The sequence below is a fragment of the Eudoraea sp. genome (genome assembly GCF_049669105.1).
Classification (GTDB): domain Bacteria; phylum Bacteroidota; class Bacteroidia; order Flavobacteriales; family Flavobacteriaceae; genus Eudoraea.
Genome location: NZ_JBATKE010000052.1, coordinates 1 through 20,968 on the forward strand (window position 1 = coordinate 1; position 20,968 = coordinate 20,968).

A 20,968-nucleotide genomic window follows, 5' to 3' on the forward strand; every position below is an offset into this window, starting at 1 on the left:
CTCTTAAGTTGTAGTGTTAAATTATATAATATAATGGCCGCAGAAACGGAGATGTTGAGACTCTCCGAAAATCCGCACATAGGTATTTTTAAATAACCATCAGCTTGATCTAAAACCTCAGGGCTTAATCCTTCTTTTTCGGTCCCAAAAAACAAAGCCACTTTATCTTCTAATTTAAAATCCTCCAGCAATGTGGAATTATTATTAGGAGTGGTAGCAATAATCTTATAACCATCACCTCTCAAATTACCTATACAGGATTCTACAGCAGTATATCTTTCTATATCAACCCATTTTTGAGCTCCCATTGCTATATTTTTGTCGAGACGTTGTCCAAATCGGTCTTCAATGATATGTGCGTTCTGAATGCCAAAAACGTCACAACTCCTAATTACTGCGCTTGCATTATGCATTTGAAAAACATCCTCAATAGCCACAGTAATATAATTGGTGCGCTCCCTTAAAACTTCATTGAATCGTTTTAGGCGTTCAGGTGTAATATAACTTTCCAAATAGGAAAGCAAATCAAGATCTATCATCACTCTAATTTAAGAAAAATGTATCTTTATAATAGACCTAAAATAATGCAAAAAAAAATTGTTGTACTTACAGGAGCCGGAATGAGCGCAGATAGCGGACTTAAAACTTTCCGTGATGCGGGCGGACTTTGGGAGGGACACGACGTGATGGAAGTTGCCTCCCCCTACGGTTTTGCCAGAGACCCTGCCTTAGTATTGGATTTTTACAACCAAAGGAGAAGGCAGTTGTTAAAAGTGATCCCTAATGCAGGGCATAAAATGCTGGTAGAACTTGAACGGCATTTCAATGTCACCATTATAACACAGAATATAGATGATTTGCATGAGCGTGCGGGCAGTTCTCATGTTCTCCATCTTCATGGTGAACTTTTGAAAGTTCGCAGTACTGGTGATGAAACATTGGTTTTGGATTGGAAAAATGATCTAAACCTGGGTGAGACTTGCTCAAAAGGATATCAATTGCGTCCTCATATTGTTTGGTTTGGCGAGGAAGTTCCATTATTATCTGAAGCTGCACAAATTACTGTAACGGCAGATATTCTTATTATTATTGGAACATCAATGCAGGTATATCCGGCAGCGGGGCTTTTGAATTACGCAAGACAGGGCATACCCATTTATTTTGTAGATCCAAAACCCAGTATAAATGCTATAGATTTTGAAAATCTCACAATTATTCAATCCACTGCAGCAAAAGGAGTTCCTACCTTGGTAAAGGACCTAGTCCGTAAAGAGTTTTAGTGCGCCTTGCCCATTCGAGAACAGCTTCACCTTGTTCCTTAGAGAGTCCGGCTTCCTGATGCATCCAATGGTATTCCTTTAGAGGCATTTCTTCTTTTTTAATGACCTCAATTATTTCTTCTAATTTGCGGTCCTTTTGCCCTTTGTTGTAATTATCCCAATCAGACAAATTTAGAGCTGCTTTGGCATCTTTGATATGGGCTGAAAGCCACCACGAAACTGGTGCAATATTGTTGTACCATGGATATTCTGTATGGTTACTGTGACAATCATAACAACTATGAGTCAAAATGGTTTTAACATTTTCAGGAGGATTGGTTTCATTTATAAAACCGGCTAAATGATTGCCCTGATTGATATTCTTTTCCGGTCTGAAAAATTGGATGGCAACAAAAAGAAGTAATAGCAATTTTGCTATTTTTTTTATTACTTTCATTTGGGGGTACTTTTGTCTGACCAAAATACAAATTTTTGTGACCAAATCTGAATTATCTAAATCATTAATTTATGTAAACGGTACAAGGGATAAACGCATTGAAGTAACCCAAATAGTGCTTGATAATCCACATTTAATTTCACCTCTATTAGAAATTTCTTTTGAGGATAATGTGGAAATTTCATCAAAAGCCTGCTGGATTTTAGAATTTGTCGCCAAAAAAAACATCCAATTAATACTAACTCATATTGATGCTTTTACTTTGGGTATCTCTAAAGTGCAATTAGATTCCTCTGTAAGGCCAGTGGCTAAAATTTGTGAACTTCTTATGAAGGCATTTTTTTCTAAATCAAAAAATGAAGTTCAGATGAAATTAAAGGAACATCACCTGGAAAAAATAACTACATCGTGTTTTGATTGGCTCATAGGGGAACATAAAGTAGCTGCTAAAGCCTACTCTATGACGAGCCTTTATTTATTGGGTGACAAATTTGAATGGATCAGACCCGAACTCCGTATGATTTTAGAGCAAAATTACAGCCTGGGAAGCGCTGCCTATAAAGCAAGGGCCAGACAAATTCTTGCATTAATCAGTAAGAAAAACAAAAACCAAAAAAGGGAGGCATAAATAAATTACCCAACTCACCTCAAAAATTTTAACTATCCTCCCAATATCCTTTTAATCTCCCAAGCATATAAGTATCTTTACATCTTTCAAAAAATTTAATCAATACTAAAGCCTATGTCGTTAAATCAATTAAACGCCATTTCTCCCATTGACGGCAGATATAGATCCAAAGTCGATTCCCTGGCAAATTTCTTTTCGGAAGAAGCATTAATTAAGTACAGGGTTATGGTTGAAATTGAATACTTCATAGCGCTCTGTGAATTAGACCTGCCACAACTCCCAAAATTATCTCAGGATAAGATCAATTCCCTCCGTAATATTTTTGAAAACTTTAATGTGGATGATGCTTTGGTTATTAAGGAAATTGAACGAACCACAAACCATGATGTTAAAGCAGTGGAGTATTTTATTAAGGATAAGTTCGATGCACTGGGGCTGGAAAGAAATAAGGAATTTATCCATTTTGGACTTACCTCTCAGGATATTAACAATACAGCCATACCTTATTCCATTAAAGAAGCTATGAATGAGGTATATGTACCCCTGTTTATGCAATTTACAGGGGTTCTAAAGACTTTAGTCAAAAATTGGGAAGCTGTACCTATGCTGGCCCGAACTCATGGACAGCCTGCATCACCAACGCGTTTGGGTAAAGAAATTAATGTTTTTGTGGTGCGCCTCGAGGAACAGTTTAATCTTCTGAATGACATTCCAAGTGCAGCAAAATTTGGTGGAGCCACCGGAAATTATAATGCCCATAAAGTGGCTTACCCAGATATAGATTGGCAAAATTTCGGACAAAACTTTGTCCAGAATAAATTGGGATTATCTCATTCCTTCCCTACCACTCAAATTGAGCATTATGATCATATGGCTGCTTTATTTGACACTCTTAAACGTATAAACACCATAGTAATTGACCTGAATCGGGATATGTGGACTTACGTTTCCATGGATTATTTTAAGCAAAAAATAACCGAAGGAGAAGTAGGTTCTTCCGCGATGCCCCATAAAGTAAATCCAATAGACTTTGAAAATTCCGAAGGTAATTTAGGGATTGCCAATGCCATTTTTGAACATTTATCTTCGAAGTTACCTGTTTCACGTATGCAGCGCGATCTAACAGACAGCACGGTACTCCGTAACGTGGGAGTTCCGTTTGCACATACCTTAATTGCCTTTAAGGCTACTATTAAAGGACTAAATAAATTACTGCTGAATAAAGCCAAATTTGAAAAAGATCTGGAGGACAATTGGGCGGTTGTCGCTGAAGCTATACAAACCATCCTCAGGAGAGAAGGCTTCCCCAATCCTTATGAAGCACTAAAAGGTCTCACCAGGACCAATGAACGTATTACAAAAAAATCGATTGCTGAATTTATTGATCAATTGGAAATAAAAGAAGAAATTAAGACCGAATTAAAAAATATTAGCCCCAGTAATTATACCGGTATTTAAAAACGACTCTTATATAACCAGTTCTGTGTTATAGTGCCTTTTATTATAACTTCAATACTAATTAGTGCTATTCCTTTTTAAGTATTTGTAAATGCGGGTAAGGTATTTCTATTCCGGCTTTATCCAGCGCAACTTTACAACCCTCTACTGTTCTAAAATATACATCCCAGTAATCCTCTGGTTTAGCGAAGGGTCTTACCGCAAAATTTATAGAACTGTCAGCCAACTCAGATACATTTACTGAAGGTGCAGGTTCCTTTAGTACCTTTTCATTGGCAGTAAGGACGCTCATTAAAACCTCTTTCGTCTTTTTTATATCTTCACCATAATCTATTCCAATTTCAATATCTACTCTTATTTTACCTTCAGCCGTGTAATTAATGATATTTCCATTGGCCATAGCCCCATTAGGAACAATCGCCAATTTGTTTTGAGGTGTAATAAGTTTTGTGGTGAAAATCTCAATTTCTTTAACGGCACCCAGTACTCCCTGTGCCTCTATTAAATCACCTATTTTGTATGGCCTGAAAATCATGATTAAAACACCCCCGGCAAAGTTTGATAAGGATCCCTGCAAAGCGAGCCCGACAGCCAAACCTGCGGCAGCAAGTACAGCGGCAAAGGCGGTTACATTTACCCCTAATTGAGAGATAACAATAATAATCAGAAATATTTTTAAAGCCCAGGAAGCAAGATTTAAAAGAAACCTTTGTAAAGACTCATCATACTTACTTTTAGACATCGCATTTCTGGAAGCCCTGATTATCTTATTTATTACCCAGGAACCAATTACAAAAATGAGTATCGCTCCAATTAATTTGGGTCCGTAAGTAATAATGAAATCAATTCCTTTGTCAATCCAAATTTCTGCGTTTTCCATAGTGATCAATTTTTAACGTTATTTAGATCAGGAAGATATAAAATAGGCCAGAGAAATTTAAATCGAATGAACACTTTTAAACATATTTTACATTTTGATAACAAAAAAACCCGCACGGATTGATTCCGCGCGGATTTTATTTATTGAAAATGTTTAAGTTATCCTTTAAGAAATTGGCCTATTTCACCAAGTCCTTCGCCTTTATAATCAGATTTTTGTATTGCATTCATAAGTTGAATAATATAAGCCGGGTTCATATCCTTACCCAGAACCCGAATGAGAGCAAAACCTTTGTCATCGCTGCTTCCGTAAATGATTACCTCATCTATTGCATCTTCATCACCCAGGTATTTAATAACACCCTTTCCGTACTCAGAATTCAATTTCATGAGTTCAACAAAATTATCATTCTTTAAAATAGCATTTACTTTTGCTTTTTCTACCTCATATTCGGCTCCATTTTCGCTCGTCTTCTTAAAAGCTAATAAATTCAATTTCTTTAATGATTGAAATGCTTGTTGTTGTGTTTCTGATAGATCCTCATTCTTCAAATTTAGTATGCTTGTTGGAACATCCAATGAAATGAAATTTGGGTTTTCTGAATTATCCACATAATATTCCTGGAGACTCTGATGGGAAGAACAGGCGGAAAGTACCAGGAGGGCAATTCCTGCAATAACTGTTATGAGTTTTTTCATTTTTTTGCTTTTTATATTTTATCAAAACCATTAGTAGTGGTAATTAACCGCCTTCTACGGCGGTTAATTACCACTTTCCTGATCTGCTATTCTGATTTGTCCTTTTTCTCTGCTTTATTTAATTCTTCCGGTAAATTCATCTTTTTTGTAAGTGAACCTATTTTGGTAAGATCAATATCCCCGGTCAATGTAAGAAGAACAGTTTCAATCTTTCTGTCATTTATTTCCATATCTGCATTATCGATACCGGTGACAAACATTAATAGTTCGCTTACATGATCTTCGTCTTTGCCGTTTTTCACATAGAACTTAACATTGGTTTCTTTGTCCTTTACCCTCATCAATTCTTCCAAAGAAGAAGATTTAAGATACTTATTAACGGTTGCCTGCATATCTGCAGAAACTGCTTTGTCTTCCGTAATGAATACTTTAAGACCACTTAGGCTTTTTGCAATATTCATAAAATCCTGAGCTTCCGGATCATCCACATCTACATCCATCTTAACCAAAAGGTTAAACATGTTTTTATTAATCACTACAGAACTTACCGCATCTGAATCCTCAAATTTATCAAAAATAGACTGTGAGAAACCACTAAGTGGTAAAACTGCCATTGCTGCTATTAGAATATACTTTTTCATCTTTTAAATTTTAATTGTTGTTGTAAATTTTTTGTTTTGTTTGTTCAAATTCATTTAAATAGGCTACTTTTTCGGTACCACGTTCCAAATTCTGTGCCAACAGGTTTAATGCCTTCTTTGTTTCATTATAGGCATACTCTGCTTCCTTTTGTTCCCGGTAATCATTACCGAAATATATTCCAAAGGCTATAACTGCTACTGCTGCAATAGAAATCCATTTGTGGTAAGATACCTTAGGTTTTAATGGAACCTGCTTAGTAAACCGTTCGTCTTTGGCTTTGGAAAAATAAGTAAACATTGGTGCGTATTGTTCCAGATGCGGTTCAACCGAATCCTGTGAAAAATAGTCTCTCAATTGTTCCTCCTCCGCCACCGTGGTAGTAGCCTCGAAGTACTTTTCCAATAATTTTTCAATTCTATCCAATTCCATAACTATGTTTTTGCATTAACTTATCTCTAACTGTTTTTCTTGCTCTGGAAAGTGCTACTCTTACTGCCGTAGGTTGCATTTCCAGTAAATCTGCAATTTCTTTAAAATCGTATTCCTCAACGTCTCGCAATTGCAATACCAATTTTTGTTGTTCGGGTAATTCCTCCATAATTTTTTCTACCCAACTTACGCTGTCTCTTGCCTCCAGCTGTTTTTGCAATGAAGTGTTCCCATCTACGTAATTGCTATGAACCAGTTTCAGGTTACTTGATTGTTTCGACTTTAACCTATCCAGGCAAAAGTTCTTGGTCATTGTCATTGCAAAGGCTTCAACATTTTTGTAATTCGCAATATTACTATTCTTGGACCACAATTTCATCAGTACCTCCTGAGTGGCATCTTCAGCCTCTTCTGCGGAAATAAGCAAGCGTTTTGACAATCTGTATAACTTGTCTTTAAAAGGCATAACCACATTTAGAAATTCTGATTGTGTCATTGTCGGTTGTTCTGTTGTTGTATAAACCATTCAAGGTGTTTTACATAAGCAAGACGAAGTACATCGAATTTTGTTACAAAAAATTTTATTTTCCTGCAGATGTAAGTAATTTGCACCCTATAAAGCTACTAATTTATAGAACTTTATATTCGTTCAATACGGAGGTAATAGTGTTAATGAATATTAAAATTGGAATGATATTTGCACGAACAACGTAAATTGCGAAAAAAATTAGATGAAAAAGTTTCTCCTTTTATTTCTGGGAATTGTCTCCCTAAGTATTTCCTGCAGTAAAGATGATGACATAGGTGTAAGCGGCCCCGGAGGTGACTCAGTAAGTGTTCAGGATTTTATGTGGAAGGCCATGAATATCTGGTATTTCTGGCAAGCAGATGTAGCTGACCTGGCGGATGATAGATTTAGCACCAATGAGGAGTATAGTGCATTTTTAGTCTCAGAAGCGGATCCTGCCGATTTTTTCGATAATAAACTTCGGTACATTGAGGATCGCTTTAGTTTTTATAGTGACGATTATAAAACACTAACAGACAATTTATCGGGAATTTCGCGCAGTAATGGTTTGGAGTTTGGATTATTTTTATACGGTGATAATGATACGGATATCTTCGGATATGTACGCTATATTGTTGCTAATTCCGATGCTTCTACAAAAGACATCTCCCGGGGAGAATTGTTTACAGGCGTGGATGGTCAAAGTTTAAACGAAAGTAATTACAGAGATCTTTTATTTGGCGAAAATGCGACCTACACGTTAAATATGGCGGATATCTCGGATGGAATAATAACTCCCAACGACAAAAGTGTAGAATTAACCAAACAGGACGGATTGGTGGAAAACCCGGTGTTCATAGTAAAATCTTTTGATATAAATGGCCAAAAAATAGGCTATCTGATGTATAATGGTTTTACAAACGAGTTTGATGAAGTGCTGAATGACGCCTTTGGACAATTAAAGACCGATGGGGTTACAGATTTGGTACTTGACTTGCGCTATAATCCGGGGGGTTCTGTAAATTCTTCCCGATTACTATCAAGCATGGTTTTCAGTACCAATACCAATAATGTATATATCAGACAACGCTGGAATGACAAATTACAAGAGGTTTTTACTGACGAGGATTTAACTGACTATTTTGCAGACAGAACAGGGGCAGGTACCGCAATAAATACCTTAAATTTAAACAGGGTTTATGCAATAACAACCGGGAGTTCGGCCTCGGCTAGTGAATTGGTAATTAATGCCTTAAATCCTTATATCGAAGTTGTCAAAATAGGTACTACGACCCGTGGTAAAAATGAATTTTCTCTTACTATGGTAGATGATCCCAACCGGGATGGGGCTCCATTTATTTATACTCCATCCAGAGAAAATAAGATTAACCCCGATAATAGCTGGGCCATTCAACCGTTAGTAGGTAGAAATGAAAATTCTGTGGGCTTCTTCGATTATACCGAAGGATTTGCCCCGGATATTGAACTAAATGAGGATTTAGAAAACCTGGGAGTCTTGGGGGATGCTAGTGAACCATTACTGGCCAGAGCAATTGAAGAAATTACAGGGATTTCTGGGAAAAGAGATTTTACAGTAAAGACGCCCGTTGAGCTTTTTACGAGTTCTAAAATGTTTTTACCAATGAAGGACAATATGGTCCTGGATAAGCCCCTTCATCTAAATCTTGACTTGAAATAATCAAAGTTTAAAGTTTTAAACTTAACCCTAACCTGAGGTTCCGCCCTCTTGTTGTAAATCCTATTACCTCGGTAAAATTGGTGTTAAACACATTTTCTACGTTTAAAAAGAATTTTAGTTTGTTTGCCATTACTTCCCGTGAGATATAAAACCCAAAGGTTGAAAAAGGATCGAGAATCTTATCATCAAATGTATTAAAATCCGTATCCAGTCTTTTCCCTATGTAAGAATACGTAAGTGATGTATAGGTCCTGGCTGAAAAACTATAGCTCAAAGCTGCATTAAAACTATGCTTAGGGATTCTTATGGCACTATCTCCTTTTCTCTCGGTAAAGGTGTAGTTTGCAGTCAAATTCATTTTTTTAAGAGGTACCCAAGCTAATTCGGCCTCAAAACCCTGTACTTTAATAGTATTTGAAGCATTAAAATATTGAGATAGCGTATTATCAAAAAATACAAAATTGTCTTCTTTTCTATTAAAATACAAAGCACTTAACCTTAATGAATCATTTGCTTTATATTCCAGACCTCCTTCAGCAGTCCTGTTAGTTTCTGGCTCTAACAATGGGTTCGCTCCGAACATGCCAAATAACTGGCTCAGCGAAGGTGTGATATAGGAGGTGGCATAGGAACCCATAAATTTTAAGTAACCCTCATCTATTCCAAATGAATAAGATGGATTAATATTATATACCAGGTGTGAACCATATTCCGAATGAAGGTTAAGTCGCAACCCGGCATTTATATTAATCCCAAAAGGTGAAACATAAACCAAATTTACATAAGGATCTATCAGTGAGAATTCCTGAGTTCCTTCAGCTTCAGCTCTATCCAGATTATAGTTAACCCCTAAAATCGTATATATGTGATGGTCAAAGGTATATCTGTTAAACAGGTCAACTATATAATTATTCCCTTCAAAGACAGAAGAAAAGGCACTCCTGTTATCTGACTTATAGTTTGTAAATGAACCGTTTAAATTTAAATCGCCTTTTTCATAAGACCATTTGGAGGATAAACCCAAACGTTTTTGCTCTGTAAGAAAGTTGTAGGGAGCATCAATTAGGCCAAAAGATTCATCATAAGCGCTGTTCAAATTAGTTTGATTGGCGTAAATAGTAAGATTAACCTGATCATTAAAAGTATATCCTAATTTTAGATCAATATTATATCTTGAAAAAGGGTCTTCCTCATTAGCTTCGGTAATAATTGATGATAAACCATTTGTATACACATTGGAAAAGCCCAGAGAATAAGCAAAACTCTCAAGAGTACCAGCAATCGTAGCGGTGTTGCTAAAATCTGCAATATTATAATTCTGTTCGAATGAAGATTGGTTCGTCCCGATACTGGATTGAAAATCACCGCTTATTTTTTTATCCGAGACCTTTTTGCTTGTTATATTGATCACGGCAGTAGCCGCACTCATTCCATACAGCGTACTAGCAGCTCCTTTAATGATTTCAATTGATTCTATATTCGAGGTGGCAAGCAATCTAAGATCATACTCCTGAGAGAAAGATGAAGGATCAGAAACTCTTATCCCGTCAATCAGGATCAAAACCTGTCTGCCCCTTCCACCTCTTGCAAAAACACCCAATACCTCACCTTGCCTGCCCCTGCTGCTATTTATTTCAATGCCACTTTTGGAATTAATTATCTCTGCCACAGTTTTTCCCTGGTTGTTTTCCAGTTCTTTAAGGCCAATTCTAATAACCGTTTTACCTGAGTTTTCCCTTTTTATAGGAAATCTGGAATCACTGACCACCACCTCATCTAATGCCTGCAACTCCATGGTATCCCTTTGGTTCTGGGCAGAAACCGTTGTTAACAATACGCAAAGAATGCAAAAAAGAGAGCCTCTTTTTATCATTAAAGTCAAATAATTTTTCGGGAAAATTGTACAGCTGTTCCTATACGCAAACTTTTATCCCGAAAGTTTAACATTGTTTGTTGAATTGGGCAGGTCTCCTGACTTACGTCTTGCCACCAACCTTCCCGCGGATGTTCAACATAAATGAACACAAACAGTGGTATTGAAGTGGTAACAAGCATTCCTTATTAAGGAACTAAGCTTACAGTTGCGGGAACAGTTCCGGATTTGAACCGGATTCCCTTTTAATTTCATTTCTATATAAAGAAGTGAAAACCAAATTACGAGGCTAATGTAGCATTATTTCTCTAGTCAGAGTTACTTTTCCTTCCCAGTTTTATGATAAGCCAGAGAATTCCTATAATAAAGTGAAGTATTACAATTCCTCCTATGATATATACTATGATATTAGAATCTCTTCCCATATGAGAATTTTTAACAAATTTAGAAAGTAAACAATTTTAGAAATGTGACTTTTGTTACCTTGCGGAAGTGTTTATGAATTCAATCGCAATTAAATATATAGCATTACTTAGTCTGATTCTGGCCCATGTTTCATGTAAAAAGAAAAGTGAGATTTCTTTTCCCGAAACCTTAAATAGGGATTTGGTTGCCATCAATTATGCTAAAGGATTCTCCATCGAGAAATGTGCTTCGGGTCTAACCATAATCAAGGTATTTTCTCCCTGGCCCGGTGCAGAGGATGGTTTTACCTACGCTTTAGTACCCAAAGAACTTAAAATTGTACCTTATCCTAACAAAAAAGATTTTGATGCAATTATAAATGTTCCCGTGGAACGAATTATTGCCACCTCTACAACGCATATACCCGCTTTGGAGAATCTGGGAGTTATTGACAAGCTCGTAGGTTTTCCTGATACGAGGTATATTTCTTCAGAAGTTACCAGAAAAAAAATAGATAAGGGAAAAATAACAGATTTGGGGAATAACGAGTCTATTAATACTGAAATGGCCATAAACCTTAATCCTGATCTAATAATAGGGTTCAGTATAAATAATCAGAATAAGGCCTATGAAACTCTTCAGCGTTCAAATATTCCACTTGTTTACAATGGAGATTGGACAGAAGAAACACCTTTGGGTAAGGCCGAGTGGATTAAATTCTTTGCACCTTTCTTTAGTTTGGAGGAAAAGGCTGAAGACATATTTAAAACTACTGAATCAAATTATTTAGCCGCCAAGGATTTAGCAATGAAGGCAACCAACAAACCGACAGTACTTAGCGGTGCCCTTTATAAAGATGTATGGTATCTCCCAGGTGGGAAAAGTTGGGCAGCCAGCTTTATTAATGACGCCAATGCAGATTATTTATGGAGCGACACAGATGCAACAGGAAGTCTTTCATTAAGTGTAGAAAGCGTGCTTGCAAAAGCAGGTAACGCTTCATTTTGGGTATCTCCTTCTCAATTTATAGCCTACAATGAATTAGATGAGGCGAGCAGACATTATAGCCAGTTTAAAGCTTTTAAAGAAAAAAAGGTATACACTTTTGCAAATACAAAGGGAGCAACCGGAGGTTTGTTATTTTATGAATTGGGCCCTGCCAGGCCCGATTTGATTTTAAAAGACCTTATATACATTTTTCATCCCGAATTACTTCCCGGACACCAACTTTTCTTTTTTAAACCCTTACAGTAGTGCAAAGATCAAATACATACCTGTTTCCTTTTCTAATCTTATTTTTGGTTTTACTTTTTTGCTTTGTACTTAACCTGAGCCTTGGATCTGTAGCCATTCCGTTTAATGAGACTTTGAAGAGTCTTTTTGGAGGAACAATTGAAAACGAATCCTGGCAATACATAATATGGAATTACAGGATACCAAAGGCCTTTACCGCTATTTTGGTGGGTAGTGGTTTATCCTTAAGTGGTTTGTTAATGCAGACTCTTTTTAGAAACCCCTTAGCGGGCCCTTTTGTACTGGGAATAAGCTCAGGTGCAAGTTTAGGGGCGGCACTTTTAATCATGGGGTCTGCGCTTTTTTCTCATTGGTTTATTTTTGAAGTTATCAATGACGTTTCCCTGGCCATTGCTTCAAGTATAGGGAGTTTTTTAGTTCTTTTGGCAGTAATTACAGTAGCTTCAAGAGTTAAGGATACCATGGCACTGCTTATTATTGGATTAATGTTCGGCAGTATCACAGCTGCCCTTGTTAGTGTCCTTTCTTATTTCACTGATGCCGAAAGACTGCAGCAATATATCTTTTGGGCATTTGGTAGTGTAGGAAATTTATCGGGGTTACAACTGGCTGTCTTAACTGTATTTATACTTGCAGGTATTATATTGAGTGTAATTTCCATCAAATCACTCAATGCCTTATTGCTCGGAGAGAATTATGCACTTAGTCTTGGTGTACACTTAAAGAAAACTCGTTTCCTAATTATTATCGCGACAGGTTTACTCGCAGGTGCGGTAACAGCTTTTGCAGGTCCTATTGCTTTTATTGGCCTTGCGGTACCTCACTTAACCCGTCAAATTTTTAATACCACAGATCATAGAATATTGGTGCCTGCAGTACTTGTTTACGGTGCCATACTTCTGTTACTTTGTGATTTGATCGCTCAATTACCCTCATCCTCCTATGTATTGCCATTAAACGCTATTACTTCGGTTGTAGGTGCACCTGTGGTCATATGGCTATTGGTACGAAAAAAGAAAATGATATTTTAATCACTTATAAAAACGCTCAATCATTTCGACAAAGGATAAACATATCATCTTAGAAGCCCAGAAGTTGGCCATTGGATATACTTCAGGTAAAAAACAAACAGATGTAGCTAACCATATTAGTTTTGGACTGACAAAAGGTGAGCTCGGGGCAATTGTTGGCATAAACGGCATTGGCAAGTCAACACTATTGCGAACTTTGGGACGATTACAGCCCAAATTATCCGGTTCAGTAATCATAAACAATAAACCCATAGAATCTTTAAGGTCAGATGAGCTCGCATCCCTTGTGAGTATAGTGCTTACGGAACCAATTGCATCAAAAAATCTGACGGTATCACAACTTATTAGTTTAGGAAGACATCCTTATACCAACTGGATTGGGACTTTATCTGCTGACGATCAATCTAAAATCCTAAACGCTATTGAAATTTTAGAATTGGAGAGTTTAAAGAATAGTAAATGTTATGAACTTAGCGATGGGCAATTGCAAAAGGTCATGATAGCCAGGGCATTGGCCCAGGATACCAAAATTATACTTTTGGATGAGCCCACCACACATCTGGATCTCTATCATAAAGTGCACATATTAAAACTATTACAAAGAATTGCTCATGACACTAATAAGGTGGTTCTTTATACCACCCACGAAATAGACCTGGCTATCCAGCTTTGTGATAAAATATTTATTATGAATAGGACGAATAATACTTTTGGTGCTCCCTGTGAACTTATCGAAAGCAAAAGCTTTGAGGATTTATTCCCCAAAGACACCATTACCTTTAACCCGGAATCAGGTTCATTTAAGATTAATAAGTAAGTTAAGTTACAACTGAAAATTTAATGTTAAACAATTATCTTTACTTACCAGAATCAAAAATCTATGGAAACCTATTTGGTTTATAGTATACTTGCCTTGGTTTTTTTGGTGGCCGGTTATTTTTTAGGTAACTACATCCAAAATCTTAAAACTAAATCGAGTAACAGCACACTTCTCGAACGTGAGCAACAGCTCAGGAATAACCTTGTAGAAATGGAGAAAAGGTTAGCGTTAGGAATTGAAGAGACTAGTGAATTGCGATCGCAAAAGGAACAATTAGGGATTCAGATCAGTCGATATGAAGCCGAAATGGAAAACCTGCAACAAAAAAATACAGAGCAGAAGGCAGATGTAGAAAAACTTCAGGAAAAGTTTACCAAAGAATTTGAAAATTTGGCCAATAGAATACTAGACGTAAAGTCTGAGAAATTCACCAAGCAGAATAAAGAAAATATTGAAAATATTCTTAATCCCTTAAAGGAAAAAATTAAAACGTTTGAAGACAAAGTTGAGAAGAGTCAAAAAGAAAATATTAGTATCCACTCTTCCCTCAAAGAGCAATTATTAAATCTGCAAAGCCAAAATCTAAAAATTACACAGGAAGCAGAAAACCTTACTAAAGCTTTAAAGGGCGACAGCAAAATGCAAGGAAATTGGGGAGAATTAGTGCTGGAGAGAGTTCTTGAAAAATCAGGTCTTGAAAAAGACAGGGAATATTCAGTTCAACAAAGTTTCACCAGGGCAGATGGCAGCAGGGTATTGCCCGACGTAATAATTAATCTCCCCGATGGTAAAAAAATGGTTGTGGATTCCAAGGTATCACTTACGGCCTATGAACGTTATATAAATGCCGAAGAGGAATTTCAGGAAAAGTTTTTAAAGGAACACATAGGTTCTATAAAGAACCATGTGGACCAGTTGTCTTCAAAAAAATACGAAGATCTATATGAAATGGAAAGCCCGGACTTTGTCCTGATGTTTATTCCTATTGAACCTGCTTTTGCAATTGCAATAAACAATGACAACTCCATTTACAATAAAGCTTTTGAGCAAAATATAGTTATTGTTACACCTTCCACCTTATTGGCAACACTTCGCACAATTGATAGCATGTGGAACAATGAGAAGCAGCAAAGAAATGCCATTGAAATAGCAAGGCAGGCGGGAGCTTTATATGATAAATTTGAAGGATTTATTTCAGATTTAACCAAAGTGGGTAAAAAAATGGATGAGGCAAAGTTTGAGTATAAAGGTGCTATGAATAAATTGGTAGAAGGTCGAGGGAACATCATAACAAGTATTGAAAAACTTAAAAAAATGGGGGCTAAAGCGAAAAAATCTCTACCGGAAAAATACCTTGAGCGAGCCCAGCAAGATGATTTTGATGAAAAACTAAATTAGTATACATGAAAAAAGCTTTATTCATTGCAGTTACCGTTATAATTTTGGCTTTTGCCTCTTTCTTTGCTTTTGTCTATTATGTGCCCTATAGTGAAGGTGTCCGATCTGGAGAACTCATAAAAATTAGTCATAAAGGTGTAGTTATGAAAACATGGGAAGGCGAGTTAAGCCAGGGTATTTCAGGTGCTCAAATATTTAAATTTTCCGTGTCCAATAAAAAGAAAGATGTAATAGATAAGCTGAAAGAATATCAGGGCGCCTATGTTAAACTCAATTATGAGGAACGTTATTCTACATTTGCCTGGTGGGGTGATACAAAATATTTCATTACCGAGGTCAAACTGGAGAAATCGCCACATTTTAACAACTGATTTCTTAAAAAAAGACTTGCTTTGACCTTAGTTGAATTTAAAAATCAACTTCATTCAATAAATTTTGCTGCGTCTGCATCCAAAAACCAGTTTAAGCTGCCTGACCTGGGCTCAACAAGAGAAGCAGGATAGGTATTACAGTTTCCCTTCTTCTCAATTATCTCCAATACTTTTTCCGCCTTATTAGCACCAGTTACCAAAAACGCAACCTCTTTGGCATTATTTATAATGTTACCGGTAAGAGTCACACGTTTCTGCCCCGTTTCAGGGTGTTCGGCAACCTCACAGTGCGCTTTAGAATTCCATAAGTTGATCTGGTTTGGAAATATAGAAGCAGTATGTCCATCATCTCCAAGTCCAAGGATAACGAGATCAAATTGTGGCTGCATTTTGAAATTTGGTAGTTTTTTTTTCAATAGATCAGAATATCTCTTGGCTTCTTCTAATGGTTCATTCTCACCCTTAATACGTTGTATGTTACCTAAAGGAAGTTCTATTTTAGAAAATAAATACTCAGTAGCCATTTTATAGTTGCTTTTCTCATCATCGGGCGGAACGCAGCGTTCGTCACCCCAATAGAATTGAACTTTAGACCAATCTATTTTATTTTTAAAATGTTCTGCCAACTCCTTAAAAACCTCCTTTGGAGTGCTCCCCCCGGACAAGGCAATATGTGAAATAGTATTTTTGGCGATAAGATTACTAAAGTATTCTGAAAATAATCGTGCTGTTTGTTTTTTTGATTCTGCTATATATATTTCCATCCTTCAGGTTTAACATATTACGCAGAAACCAGGATCATCTGCAAGGTTTTCCCCCGGATTCCGCCAGCTATAAAGGCCTTCAAAAAGTTCGTCGGCATTTTGAGGACCCCAGACTCCCGATGAATAGCCATAGGTTTTAACATCTTTCCCATTCTTCCAGTATTCTAAAATTGGATCCACAAACTCCCAGGCTGCTTCCACTTCATCTGCCCGCGCATATAAGGTTGGGTCTCCTTGCATTGCATCCAATAAGAGTCGTTCATAAGCACTCATTACATTGGTCTCTGATAGGCCGGAATAGTAAAATTCAAGATTAGCTCGTTCAACCTTAAAACCTTGCCCCGGAACCTTAACCCCGAATTTTATTAAAATACCTTCATCCGGTTGTATTCGTATAATCAACTTATTGTCTTTATCAATAATTCCTGATTCACTAAAAATATGATGATGAGGCGATTTAAAATGTATCACTACTTCGGTAACTTTTGTAGGCATTCTTTTTGCAGTTCTCACGTAAAAAGGTACATCTTTCCACCGCCAGTTATCGATGTAAAATTTTAATGCCGCATAGGTTTCTGTAGTAGATTCAGGATCTACTCCTTCCTCTTCTCTATAGCCAGCTACCCTTTCGCCCATTATATCCGATGCCAAATATTGCCCTTTAATTGTATTTTTAAAGAGTGTTTCCTCATCTCTCATAATCCTCAGAGACTTCAGGGCTTTTACTTTCTCATTCCTTATTTCTTCAGCTTTATCATCAATAGGGGGTTCCATCACGACCAATGAGATAATTTGTAAAAGATGATTCTGGAACATATCCCGCAATGCACCTGATTTATCATAGTAACCACCTCTTTTTTCTACTCCCACCGTTTCCGCATTGGTTATCTCAACATGATGAATATAATTTCGGTTCCATAAAGGCTCAAATATGCTGTTTGCAAATCTGGTTATCAAAAGGTTTTGTACTGTTTCCTTACCCAGGTAGTGATCTATCCTGTAAATCTGTGGTTCCCTAAAATATTTTTGCAGTCCTGTATTTAGATTCTTAGCGGTTTCGTAGCTGTAACCAAATGGTTTTTCTACGATAATCCTTTTCCATCCCTGCGTCTCATCTGCTAATCCCTGTTCTGCGAGATTCATGGCTATGGTCTCATAAATATTTGGAGGAGTAGATAAATAGAACATATAATTGTTTTCCGTACCAAGCTTTTCGTTAAGTGAGGAGATACGTTCTTTTAATCTGCTGTAGTCAGAATTGTAATCCTTTCCAATATCTGTATAAAAGATTTTATTAGCAAAGGCATTTATATAGGCTTCGTCATGAGCATTAAGCATTTCCTTTAAATATTTGCTTTTGGTAACAACCTTCTCTCTAAATTCCTGATCACTTAAAACACTTCTGCTGGTACCCAAAACGACAAAGTTTTCGGCCAGATGGTTTCCCTTATAAAGATCAAACAACGCCGGAATAAGCTTTCTTGAAGTAAGATCACCTGAAGCACCAAAAATTATTAGCATTTGATTTTCCTCTTTGCTCATAGACAGTTTTGTTAATTAATTAGTAATTCTACTTTGGAAGAAAATGCAGATAGAAACTAAATTCGATATTTTAAATTATTTTTGAATCTCGCCTGTGGCTAAGATATAATTTATTTAATTCTCCATTAGAAGAAATTTAAGGTATCCATCCTAAGTCGAATAAACATTTAAAACCACACTTATGCAAAATACTACATATGATTTTGGACTGGTCGGCCTTGGTGTTATGGGTCGCAATTTTATTTTAAATGTCGCAGACCACGAATATACAGCTTTTGGTTACGACCTTGATCCCGAAAAGGTGAGTGCATTAATAAAAGAAGGAGGGGATAAAGCGAGGGTAAATGCATCTGGTGACATTAGTACTTTTGTTGCTTCCCTATCGTTACCCCGTAAAATTATGTTACTGGTGCCTGCGGGAAAGATTGTAGATGCTGTGATTGAAAGTTTGCTTCCCTATTTGTCACCAGATGATATTATAATTGACGGAGGAAATTCTTTTTTTACAGATACGGACAGAAGAGAAGCATATTTGCAATCTAAAGGAATTCATTTTTTTGGTGCAGGTGTTTCCGGTGGAGCAGAAGGGGCAAGAAAGGGCCCTAGCATTATGCCCGGCGGCTCCAGAGCCGCATACAAGGAAGTACAGCCTATTTTTGAAGCAGTGGCAGCCAAATTTAATAATGAACCTTGTGTAGCCTATATGGGTCCGAAATCTGCGGGGAATTATGTAAAAATGGTGCACAATGGAATAGAATATGGATTAATGCAATTAACCTCAGAATTTTACGATCTGTTGCAAAAGGGAGGACAGTTAAACAACAATGAACTACATGAAGTCTACGCTAAATGGAATAAAGGAGACTTGCAATCTTTTTTGGTGGAGATAAGTGCAAAAATATTTGAGAAAAAAGATAATTTGGGTCAAGGTCAGTTAGTGGATAAAATTTTAGATAAAGCCAAGCAAAAAGGTACGGGTAAATGGACTTCTCAAAATGCAATGGATATTGGAATTCCTATTCCTACAATAGATATTGCAGTTAGCATGCGTGAGATTTCAGCATTAAAACAAGAGAGAGTATTAGCGTCAAAAAAGTATGAACGGGGGACAATCGACCTGGAAAAAAAGCAAAAACTTATTGAAAAAGCGGAAAAAGCTATGTTTTTTGCATTTATAATGACGTATGCACAAGGAATGCATCAATTAAGAGAAGCTTCCAGAGAATATGGTTATGAGCTTAGACTGGCAAGTATAGCCAAAATTTGGAGGGCCGGATGTATTATCAGGGCATCGCTACTCGAAGATATTGCCAAAGCGTTTGAGGAAGACAAAGATTTAGCAAATCTTCTTTTGGCACCTTCATTTGTAGAAAAAGTACAGGATTCTTTAGGAGCAGCAAGAGAACTGGTGGTTTATGCAGCAGAGAATGGTATTCCTATGCCAGGGCTTTTTAACTCACTTAGTTATTTTGATGCTTATACCTCCGAACGACTGCCTTTAAATCTAATACAGGCTCAGCGAGATTATTTCGGATCACACACCTACGAACGAACCGACAGAGAAGGTATTTTCCATACCGACTGGAGCTAAATTTATGAAAGCCATTACCTACTAAAAAAATGCAGCAAGTAGTTGATAAAAAGAAAAAACCATTATATAACTTGTGAAAAAGATAATACAACTTACCCGCATATCCTGTAGCTTTACAATTGAAAAAATAAAAATAATACTAGCGCAAACAAGCCATGAAAATTTAGTCCATGTTGAGCTCTAAAATTAATCGCATACTACTGAAAGCGTGTCGTTTTTACATATTCTTCCTAATGGTTTGGGGCGGAATAGCTCAAACCAAGCCCTTGTACATTCAGGAAATTACAGCTATGCATAAGGTAAAACCTGGAGAAATTTGGTTATCACATGAGCACATTTTGGTGGATTTTATTGGAGCAGATAGTATTAATTCCAGTTCCTGGAATAAGGTAGATGTAATTAATCAGGTGCTACCGTTTCTTCTAGAACTTCAGAAATTCAATGTGAAATATTTTGTTGATGCCACCCCGCAATACCTGGGCAGGGATGTTCATTTATTAAAGGAACTTGCAGACAAGACTGGTATAAGAATTATTACGAACACCGGGCTTTATGGGGCTCAGAATAACAAGTTTATCCCGGACATTGCCTGGAAAAATAGTGCTGAAGAATTAGCCCAGCAATGGCTGGAGGAATTTGAAGAAGGAATTGATGGCTCCACCATAAAACCTGGTTTTATAAAAATAAGCGTAGACAATGCAGATTCCCTAAGTCCCATGCATTCGAAGTTAGTTAAAGCCGCAGCCTTATGTCACTTAAAAAGTGGTTTGACAATTGCCTCACATACAGGAAAGGCAATTGCCCTATGGCCACAATTAGAGATTCTTTCTGAACAAGGCGTATCTCCAAAAGCTTTTATTTGGGTCCATGCACAAGCTGAAGAAGAAGAAACAAACTATCAAAAAGCAGCAAAAACAGGTTGTTGGATAAGCCTTGATGGTTTAGGTTGGGAGATGGACAAACATATTGAAAAACTGCTATATGCAAAAAGAAATGGTTTTTTAGATCAAATTCTGATATCACACGATGCCGGATGGTATGATCCACAGAAAAAATCGCAAAAATTTCAGCCGTATACACCCATCTTCAAAACGCTGCTCCCATTACTAAGGTCCAAAGGGTTTACAGAAGATGAAATTAATCTTCTAATTTCAGTCAACCCTTCTAAGGCCTATGCCATTCAGAAAAGAAGTATGGGCACAAAGCAAGAAAATCCATAAATATCAAATTCATTCTGATTTGAGAATGCAGTTCTTTACTC

Annotated in this window: 21 protein-coding genes and 1 riboswitch; of the genes, 11 read left to right on the forward strand and 10 right to left on the reverse strand. The window is 36.8% G+C overall.

What is annotated here, in order from left to right; genetic code table 11:
- On the reverse strand, positions 1 to 539 hold a 539-nt coding region (locus tag WBM60_RS04115), incomplete at its 3' end, for a TrmH family RNA methyltransferase (protein ID WP_424282785.1).
- Between the two features lie 45 nt (positions 540 to 584).
- Between WBM60_RS04115 and WBM60_RS04120 the strand changes: the two genes are divergently transcribed.
- Positions 585 to 1,280 (forward strand): SIR2 family NAD-dependent protein deacylase, encoded by a 696-nt coding sequence (locus WBM60_RS04120; RefSeq protein WP_424280055.1) that lies wholly within the window; start codon positions 585 to 587, stop codon positions 1,278 to 1,280.
- On the opposite strand, the gene WBM60_RS04125 is transcribed toward WBM60_RS04120, so the two are convergent.
- On the reverse strand, positions 1,243 to 1,716 hold the full coding sequence (locus WBM60_RS04125; protein WP_424282786.1) for a heme-binding domain-containing protein: 474 nt from the start codon (positions 1,714 to 1,716) through the stop codon (positions 1,243 to 1,245). The genes WBM60_RS04120 and WBM60_RS04125 overlap by 38 nt on opposite strands.
- A gap of 37 nt (positions 1,717 to 1,753) precedes the next feature.
- Here WBM60_RS04125 and WBM60_RS04130 point away from each other — a divergent pair, with 37 nt between their 5' ends.
- On the forward strand, positions 1,754 to 2,344 hold the full coding sequence (locus WBM60_RS04130; protein ID WP_424278087.1) for an adenylosuccinate lyase: 591 nt from the start codon (positions 1,754 to 1,756) through the stop codon (positions 2,342 to 2,344).
- Between the two features lie 114 nt (positions 2,345 to 2,458).
- Positions 2,459 to 3,802 carry an adenylosuccinate lyase gene (gene purB, locus WBM60_RS04135; protein WP_424277179.1) on the forward strand — a complete coding sequence of 448 codons (1,344 nt, stop codon included), beginning with the start codon at positions 2,459 to 2,461 and terminating at the stop codon, positions 3,800 to 3,802.
- 67 nt (positions 3,803 to 3,869) lie between these two features.
- Here the strand turns inward: purB and WBM60_RS04140 are convergent, their stop codons facing one another.
- The 5 genes from WBM60_RS04140 to WBM60_RS04160 form a co-directional block, all read right to left on the reverse strand.
- The gene (locus WBM60_RS04140) at positions 3,870 to 4,682 is read right to left on the reverse strand and encodes a mechanosensitive ion channel family protein (protein WP_424263519.1); all 813 of its coding nucleotides are present in this window, start codon (positions 4,680 to 4,682) and stop codon (positions 3,870 to 3,872) included.
- A 158-nt stretch (positions 4,683 to 4,840) separates the two neighbouring features.
- A complete protein-coding gene (locus WBM60_RS04145; protein WP_424263521.1) occupies positions 4,841 to 5,380 on the reverse strand; it encodes a DUF4252 domain-containing protein in 540 nt (179 codons plus the stop codon).
- An 86-nt stretch (positions 5,381 to 5,466) separates the two neighbouring features.
- Positions 5,467 to 6,021 (reverse strand): DUF4252 domain-containing protein, encoded by a 555-nt coding sequence (locus WBM60_RS04150; protein ID WP_424263523.1) that lies wholly within the window; start codon positions 6,019 to 6,021, stop codon positions 5,467 to 5,469.
- 10 nt (positions 6,022 to 6,031) lie between these two features.
- Positions 6,032 to 6,451: a hypothetical protein gene (locus tag WBM60_RS04155; protein WP_424277181.1), complete on the reverse strand. Its 420-nt coding sequence runs from the start codon at positions 6,449 to 6,451 to the stop codon at positions 6,032 to 6,034.
- Complete coding sequence (locus WBM60_RS04160; protein ID WP_424263527.1) at positions 6,438 to 6,947, reverse strand: RNA polymerase sigma factor; 510 nt, start codon at positions 6,945 to 6,947, stop codon at positions 6,438 to 6,440. The genes WBM60_RS04155 and WBM60_RS04160 overlap by 14 nt, the downstream gene beginning before the upstream one ends.
- 235 nt (positions 6,948 to 7,182) lie before the next feature.
- Here WBM60_RS04160 and WBM60_RS04165 point away from each other — a divergent pair, with 235 nt between their 5' ends.
- Entirely contained in the window at positions 7,183 to 8,658 is a 1,476-nt protein-coding gene (locus WBM60_RS04165) for a S41 family peptidase (RefSeq protein WP_424277182.1), read from the forward strand.
- A gap of 7 nt (positions 8,659 to 8,665) precedes the next feature.
- Here WBM60_RS04165 and WBM60_RS04170 read toward each other — a convergent pair whose 3' ends face one another.
- A complete protein-coding gene (locus tag WBM60_RS04170) occupies positions 8,666 to 10,531 on the reverse strand; it encodes a TonB-dependent receptor plug domain-containing protein (RefSeq protein WP_424262129.1) in 1,866 nt (621 codons plus the stop codon).
- 71 nt (positions 10,532 to 10,602) lie between these two features.
- Positions 10,603 to 10,827, reverse strand: a riboswitch (cobalamin riboswitch).
- Positions 10,828 to 11,029: 202 nt separating this feature from the next.
- Here WBM60_RS04170 and WBM60_RS04175 point away from each other — a divergent pair.
- From WBM60_RS04175 to WBM60_RS04195, 5 genes are all read left to right on the forward strand, one after another.
- Entirely contained in the window at positions 11,030 to 12,190 is a 1,161-nt protein-coding gene (locus tag WBM60_RS04175) for an ABC transporter substrate-binding protein (RefSeq protein ID WP_424262131.1), read from the forward strand.
- The gene (locus tag WBM60_RS04180) at positions 12,190 to 13,221 is read left to right on the forward strand and encodes a FecCD family ABC transporter permease (protein WP_424277183.1); all 1,032 of its coding nucleotides are present in this window, start codon (positions 12,190 to 12,192) and stop codon (positions 13,219 to 13,221) included. The genes WBM60_RS04175 and WBM60_RS04180 overlap by 1 nt, the downstream gene beginning before the upstream one ends.
- A gap of 64 nt (positions 13,222 to 13,285) precedes the next feature.
- A complete protein-coding gene (locus WBM60_RS04185) occupies positions 13,286 to 14,038 on the forward strand; it encodes an ABC transporter ATP-binding protein (protein WP_424262386.1) in 753 nt (250 codons plus the stop codon).
- Between the two features lie 63 nt (positions 14,039 to 14,101).
- The gene (gene rmuC / locus WBM60_RS04190; RefSeq protein ID WP_424262384.1) at positions 14,102 to 15,439 is read left to right on the forward strand and encodes a DNA recombination protein RmuC; all 1,338 of its coding nucleotides are present in this window, start codon (positions 14,102 to 14,104) and stop codon (positions 15,437 to 15,439) included.
- Positions 15,440 to 15,444: 5 nt separating this feature from the next.
- Complete coding sequence (locus WBM60_RS04195) at positions 15,445 to 15,810, forward strand: 6-phosphogluconate dehydrogenase (RefSeq protein WP_424262382.1); 366 nt, start codon at positions 15,445 to 15,447, stop codon at positions 15,808 to 15,810.
- Positions 15,811 to 15,860: 50 nt separating this feature from the next.
- Here the strand turns inward: WBM60_RS04195 and pgl are convergent, their stop codons facing one another.
- On the reverse strand, positions 15,861 to 16,574 hold the full coding sequence (gene pgl, locus WBM60_RS04200) for a 6-phosphogluconolactonase (protein ID WP_424262380.1): 714 nt from the start codon (positions 16,572 to 16,574) through the stop codon (positions 15,861 to 15,863).
- 9 nt (positions 16,575 to 16,583) lie between these two features.
- On the reverse strand, positions 16,584 to 18,116 hold the full coding sequence (gene zwf, locus WBM60_RS04205) for a glucose-6-phosphate dehydrogenase (RefSeq protein ID WP_424262378.1): 1,533 nt from the start codon (positions 18,114 to 18,116) through the stop codon (positions 16,584 to 16,586).
- 181 nt (positions 18,117 to 18,297) lie between these two features.
- Between zwf and gndA the strand changes: the two genes are divergently transcribed.
- Together gndA and WBM60_RS04215 are read left to right on the forward strand one after the other, a co-directional pair.
- Positions 18,298 to 19,707: an NADP-dependent phosphogluconate dehydrogenase gene (gndA, locus tag WBM60_RS04210; protein WP_424262376.1), complete on the forward strand. Its 1,410-nt coding sequence runs from the start codon at positions 18,298 to 18,300 to the stop codon at positions 19,705 to 19,707.
- Between the two features lie 170 nt (positions 19,708 to 19,877).
- The gene (locus WBM60_RS04215) at positions 19,878 to 20,927 is read left to right on the forward strand and encodes a phosphotriesterase (RefSeq protein ID WP_424279504.1); all 1,050 of its coding nucleotides are present in this window, start codon (positions 19,878 to 19,880) and stop codon (positions 20,925 to 20,927) included.
- The last annotated feature ends 41 nt before the right edge of the window (positions 20,928 to 20,968 follow it).

Coding starts and splice junctions, on each gene's coding strand:
- WBM60_RS04170 (WP_424262129.1), bottom strand. CDS start 10,531: ATGATAAAAAGAGGCTCTCTTTTTTGCATTCTTTGCGTATTGTTAACA.
- WBM60_RS04125 (WP_424282786.1), bottom strand. CDS start 1,716: ATGAAAGTAATAAAAAAAATAGCAAAATTGCTATTACTTCTTTTTGTT.
- WBM60_RS04195 (WP_424262382.1), top strand. CDS start 15,445: ATGAAAAAAGCTTTATTCATTGCAGTTACCGTTATAATTTTGGCTTTT.
- WBM60_RS04155 (WP_424277181.1), bottom strand. CDS start 6,451: ATGGAATTGGATAGAATTGAAAAATTATTGGAAAAGTACTTCGAGGCT.
- WBM60_RS04140 (WP_424263519.1), bottom strand. CDS start 4,682: ATGGAAAACGCAGAAATTTGGATTGACAAAGGAATTGATTTCATTATT.
- purB (WP_424277179.1), top strand. CDS start 2,459: ATGTCGTTAAATCAATTAAACGCCATTTCTCCCATTGACGGCAGATAT.
- WBM60_RS04160 (WP_424263527.1), bottom strand. CDS start 6,947: ATGACACAATCAGAATTTCTAAATGTGGTTATGCCTTTTAAAGACAAG.
- pgl (WP_424262380.1), bottom strand. CDS start 16,574: ATGGAAATATATATAGCAGAATCAAAAAAACAAACAGCACGATTATTT.
- gndA (WP_424262376.1), top strand. CDS start 18,298: ATGCAAAATACTACATATGATTTTGGACTGGTCGGCCTTGGTGTTATG.
- WBM60_RS04150 (WP_424263523.1), bottom strand. CDS start 6,021: ATGAAAAAGTATATTCTAATAGCAGCAATGGCAGTTTTACCACTTAGT.
- WBM60_RS04145 (WP_424263521.1), bottom strand. CDS start 5,380: ATGAAAAAACTCATAACAGTTATTGCAGGAATTGCCCTCCTGGTACTT.
- WBM60_RS04120 (WP_424280055.1), top strand. CDS start 585: ATGCAAAAAAAAATTGTTGTACTTACAGGAGCCGGAATGAGCGCAGAT.
- WBM60_RS04215 (WP_424279504.1), top strand. CDS start 19,878: ATGTTGAGCTCTAAAATTAATCGCATACTACTGAAAGCGTGTCGTTTT.
- zwf (WP_424262378.1), bottom strand. CDS start 18,116: ATGAGCAAAGAGGAAAATCAAATGCTAATAATTTTTGGTGCTTCAGGT.
- WBM60_RS04165 (WP_424277182.1), top strand. CDS start 7,183: ATGAAAAAGTTTCTCCTTTTATTTCTGGGAATTGTCTCCCTAAGTATT.
- WBM60_RS04175 (WP_424262131.1), top strand. CDS start 11,030: ATGAATTCAATCGCAATTAAATATATAGCATTACTTAGTCTGATTCTG.
- rmuC (WP_424262384.1), top strand. CDS start 14,102: ATGGAAACCTATTTGGTTTATAGTATACTTGCCTTGGTTTTTTTGGTG.